The sequence below is a fragment of the Mesorhizobium sp. P3_A9 genome (assembly GCF_056402975.1).
In genome coordinates, this window is the sequence record NZ_JBFUGJ010000417.1 from 1 (window position 1) to 4,664 (window position 4,664).

Consider the following 4,664-nt stretch of genomic DNA (forward strand, 5'->3'; position numbering starts at 1 on the left):
GTCATAGACCATCTGGTGCTGCTGGACGCGGCTTTTTCCGCGAAAGCTCTCGGCAACGACTTCGGCAGCATAATGGTCGCCATCGCCGGCGAGGTCGCGGATCGTCACCTTGGCGTCCGGAATGCCGTCCTTGATCAGTTTTTCGATGTCGTGGGCATCCATTGCCATTGTGCAATTCCTGTTTCGGGCGGGCGGCGGCGCCCGTGCGATGAGAGTCGGGGTAAACCTAAAGCCTTTCCGGCCGCGATTGAAGCCGTTCCGCACAGCACTGGCGCAATTGTCGCCTACGACGCACTGTCGTCCGGACGGGCAGCATCGGCTGTGGGGTCGTCTTCACGCATCGAGAAGGCGCGGCCAAGGCTGAAGACCAGCACGTAGAGCGGGATGTTGACCGCCAGGTTGGCGATCGRCAGATAGCTGGTCATCCGCCAGACGGGCGAGAAGAACGGCTGGCCGTAACCATCGCAGGCCAGCGAAGAGCCATACTCCCACAGGGCTCCGAGGATGGCTGCAACGGCGAAAAGCTTGATGCAGGTGACGACCCGGCCTGTCCTTGCGGGTTCCGGCAAAAGCCGGCTCCAAAGCACGAGGCAGACGATCGGAACCGCATAGATCAGGTTCTGCAGCACCAGCATGGGCAGCGTGCCATTGGCCGAAGCCAGGAACTGCTCACGCCTTTCCAGCAGCGGGCAAAGCTCGCTCGAGGTCGTCGACAGCAGGAAAAAGACGAACGGCCCGAGGAGCCAGAAGAAGAACAGCGACGGCCAGAAGACGACTGCAAGCAGCGCCCGGACGGCCAGTTTCCTGTGATCGAGCATGATCTTTTTCCGAAAACCGGGTTCCACTTTTCGGGATCATGCTCTGCTCAACTGGCCTGGTCCATGAAGCGGGGGAACCAGCCTTCATGAGCGGCGGTCAAGTCGCTGACCGGGATTGCCCTGGCGTCGCCGAGCTTCAGCGTGTTGCCACCGGTCGAGCCGATCCACGGCGCGAAGATGCCGAGTTCGCCCTGCTGCTTGCGGATGGAGTCCCATTCCTCGCCATGCGGATCGATCGACAGCGTCAGCAGATAGCGGCCCTGATCCTCGCCGAACCAGACCGGGATCGGGTCGGTGCCGACCAGCCCGGGAACGGTCGCGCCGATGCCCGACGCCATCGCCATTTCAGCCAAAGCCACGGCGATGCCGCCATCGGAAACGTCATGGGCAGCCGTGACGATGCCCGATGCGATCAGCGAGCGCACATGATCGCCGACGCGCTTTTCATGCGCGAGATCGACCGGTGGCGGCGGACCGTCGGTGCGGCCATGGATGTCCCTGAAATAGACGGACTGGCCAAGATGCGTGCCCCAGGAGGCGGGGGCGCCGACCAGTAGGATCATCTGGCCCTCAGCCGCAAAGCCGGTCCGCACCATCTTCGACCAATCGGCGATCAGGCCGACGCCGCCAATCGTCGGTGTCGGCAGGATGCCCTGGCCRTTGGTCTCGTTGTAGAGCGAGACATTGCCSGAYACGATCGGGAAGCCGAGYGCGCGGCAKGCRTCGCCRATGCCTTTCACSGCGCCRACCAGCTGGCCCATGATCTCGGGCCGCTCAGGATTGCCGAAATTGAGGTTGTCGGTGGCGGCCAGCGGCAAGGCCCCGGTGGCGGTGAGATTGCGCCAGCATTCGGCGACAGCCTGCTTGCCGCCTTCGTAAGAATCGGCCTCGCAATAGCGCGGCGTCACGTCGGAGGAGAAGGCGAGCGCCTTGGTCGCATGGCCTTCCACCCGCACCACGCCGGCATCGCCGCCGGGAAGCTGCAGCGAATTGCCCTGGATCAACGTGTCATATTGCTCCCACACCCAACGGCGCGACGACAGGTCCGGGCCGCCGAGCAGCTTGAGCAGCGCATCGGCAACGTCGGCCTGCGGAACGTCATTGGCGGCAAGCGGCGCCGGCTTCTTCGGCTCGATCCAGGGCCGGTCATATTCCGGCGCCTTGTCGCCGAGATCCTTGATCGGCAGATCAGCGACCTGGTCGCCCTGATGCAGCACGCGGAAGCGCAGGTCGTCGGTGGTCTTGCCGACAATGGCGAAGTCGAGGCCCCATTTGTGGAAGATCGCCTCGGCTTCCTTTTCCTTCTCGGGGCGCAGCACCATCAGCATGCGCTCCTGGCTTTCCGACAGCATCATCTCGTAGGCGCTCATGCGCTCCTCGCGCACCGGCACCTTGTCGAGGTCAAGCTCAATGCCGAGGTCGCCCTTGGCGCCCATTTCGACCGCCGAACAGGTGAGGCCGGCCGCGCCCATGTCCTGGATGGCGATGACGGCGCCCGACGCCATCAGTTCGAGGCAGGCCTCGAGCAGGCATTTTTCGGTGAAGGGATCACCGACCTGCACGGTCGGGCGCTTCTCGTCGATCTTGTCGTCGAATTCGGCCGACGCCATGGTGGCGCCACCGACGCCGTCGCGGCCGGTCTTGGCGCCGAGATAGACGACCGGCAGGCCGACGCCCTTGGCTTCCGACAGGAARATGGCATCGGTCTTGGCGAGGCCCGCGGCAAAGGCGTTGACCAGGATGTTGCCGTTGTAGCGGGCGTCGAAATTGACCTCGCCGCCGACCGTCGGCACGCCGAAGGCGTTGCCGTAGCCGCCGACGCCGGAAACCACGCCGCTGACCAGATGCCGCGTCTTGGGGTGGTCCGGTGCGCCGAAGCGCAGCGCGTTCATCGCCGCGATCGGCCGCGCGCCCATGGTGAAGACGTCGCGCAAAATGCCGCCGACGCCGGTCGCCGCGCCCTGGTAAGGCTCGATGTAGGAGGGATGGTTGTGGCTCTCCATCTTGAAGACGACGCAGTCGCCGTCACCAATGTCGACCACGCCGGCATTCTCGCCCGGCCCCTGGATGACCTGTGGCCCGGTGGTGGGCAGCGTGCGCAGCCACTTCTTCGAGGATTTGTAGGAACAGTGCTCGTTCCACATCGCCGAGAAGATGCCGAGCTCGGTAAAGCTCGGCTCGCGTCCGACGAGGTCGAGGATGCGCTGATATTCGTCGGGCTTCAGCCCGTGCGCGGCAATGAGCTCTGGGGTGATCGGCACGGTATTGGAAATGGTCATGGGCGGCGATTTATGTCCATGGGAGCGGGGATTTTGAGTCCCCTCATATCGCAAGCTTTGCGGCCGATACACCCGTCGAGCGTGGAAAAAAGACAGAAAGCAACAAGGTGATGACCGGGATGGCCTTCACAGTGTGGAATGCAAAGCCGAATGGAACGCTACGATGTGCCGGCCGTTAGGTCTCAACCACTCAGGAGACCGGACCATGGCGACCAAGCAAGGCAAGAAAGACAATCGCCTCTCGGACAAGGAGGCCATGCATATTGCCGAGACCACCGACGTTTCGCCCGGACAGGCCAAGGAACTGGCTGAAAAGCTCGGCAAGGACAAGGCCAGGAAGGAAGCAGCCAACTTCAAGGCCGAAGGCTGAGCCAGGCCGAGCTCTCTCAGGAGAAGCTGTCGTAGCCGGCGCGGCCCTCATCGAGGAGGCGCCGAAGCACTGCAACACCGTCGGCGACATCGCCGCGCTGCCTCGGCTGCGAAACGCCGAAGCGGATGCCGTGAAAGACTTGCTCGGAGCGGCCGGCCTTGAATTCATCCTCGTCGTCGATCAGCACACCATGTTCCAGGCAGGCATTCTTGAAGGTGCCGGAAAGCCACGGGTCGGGCAAAGTCAGCCAGACAAAGGGCACTTTGTCGTGCGACTTGAACGCGAAGCCGGCCAAAGTCTCGCGCACGATCGCGATGCGGGCGCTGATTTCGGCAATGCTGCGCTTGCGGATATCGCTGGCCTGACCGGAAAGCACCAGGCGGGCATTCACCTCCGCCAGCAGGAAGGGCATGCCGCCGGTCATCATCTTGTGGGCGACACGGATCCGATGGCGATAGGCGGGCGGGCAGGAGAGCCAGCCGCCGCGCATGCCGGCCGCGACCGACTTCGATAGGCCGCCGGCAACGATGGTTCTCTCCGGAGCATACTCGGCAAGCAACGGTGTCGGATCATCGGTCAGGTGGCCGTAGAGATCGTCTTCGATCAGAATGACATTGTATTCACGCGCGACCCGCGCGATCGCCTCGCGGCGCGCCGGCGACAAGGTCACCAGCGTCGGATTCTTGGCCGTCGGCATCAGGAAGATCATTCTGGGATGCTTTTGCGCGCAGACGCGCTCGAAATCGGCCGGGTCGAGGCCTTCCTCGTCCGATGCCACCAACGCCGTGCGCCGGCCGATCAGCCCGGCGCTGCGCGAGATCTGCGAGTAGGTGAGGTGCTCGAAGGCGACATAATCGCCGGGCGTAGTGAGTGCCGCGATCGCCGCCATCACCGCGGCATGGGTGCCGAGCGTCGGAACAATGCTGTCGGCGGCCGGGCGGAAGGCGTTGCGCGACAGCCAGCGGGCGCCGGCTTCGTACCATCGGCCAGGAAAATCGCGCGTATAGCTTGAAATCTCGTGGGGATGATCCTGCGCGGTGCGCGATAGCACCTCGGCGACATCAATGCCCTGGCCGACATCGGGCGCTGCCGTGCTGTCGAAACGCAGCTTGTCCTGCGGCGCATCGACATAGCGTGTGCCTTCCGCACTGACGTCGGGAGCCCCTGGTTTCACGCCGTCGGCGCGCTGGCCGAGCA

General features: G+C 64.0%; 5 protein-coding genes. 1 reads left to right on the plus strand and 4 read right to left on the minus strand.

Going from position 1 to position 4,664, the window contains the following annotated elements:
* From AC1DX0_RS31425 to purL, 3 genes are all read right to left on the minus strand, one after another.
* Nucleotides 1-168: BolA/IbaG family iron-sulfur metabolism protein (locus tag AC1DX0_RS31425; protein ID WP_477358321.1), on the minus strand; the 168-nt coding region annotated here is incomplete at its 3' end.
* Between the two features lie 116 nt (nucleotides 169-284).
* Nucleotides 285-818 (minus strand): hypothetical protein, encoded by a 534-nt coding sequence (locus AC1DX0_RS31430; protein ID WP_477358317.1) that lies wholly within the window; start codon nucleotides 816-818, stop codon nucleotides 285-287.
* 47 nt (nucleotides 819-865) lie between these two features.
* Nucleotides 866-3,097, minus strand: coding sequence for a phosphoribosylformylglycinamidine synthase subunit PurL (gene purL, locus AC1DX0_RS31435; RefSeq protein WP_477221279.1), 2,232 nt, complete (start codon nucleotides 3,095-3,097; stop codon nucleotides 866-868).
* Between the two features lie 205 nt (nucleotides 3,098-3,302).
* On the opposite strand from purL, the gene AC1DX0_RS31440 reads away from it, so the two are divergent.
* On the plus strand, nucleotides 3,303-3,467 hold the full coding sequence (locus AC1DX0_RS31440; RefSeq protein WP_477221280.1) for a hypothetical protein: 165 nt from the start codon (nucleotides 3,303-3,305) through the stop codon (nucleotides 3,465-3,467).
* Nucleotides 3,468-3,483: 16 nt separating this feature from the next.
* Here AC1DX0_RS31440 and AC1DX0_RS31445 read toward each other — a convergent pair.
* Nucleotides 3,484-4,664, minus strand: a 1,181-nt coding sequence (locus AC1DX0_RS31445) for an aminotransferase class I/II-fold pyridoxal phosphate-dependent enzyme (RefSeq protein ID WP_477358319.1), incomplete at its 5' end; no start/stop codon positions are given.

What these genes read in the sequence shown, in the direction of transcription:
- AC1DX0_RS31440 (WP_477221280.1), top strand. Translation starts at nt 3,303, where the DNA reads ATGGCGACCAAGCAAGGCAAGAAAGACAATCGCCTCTCGGACAAGGAG.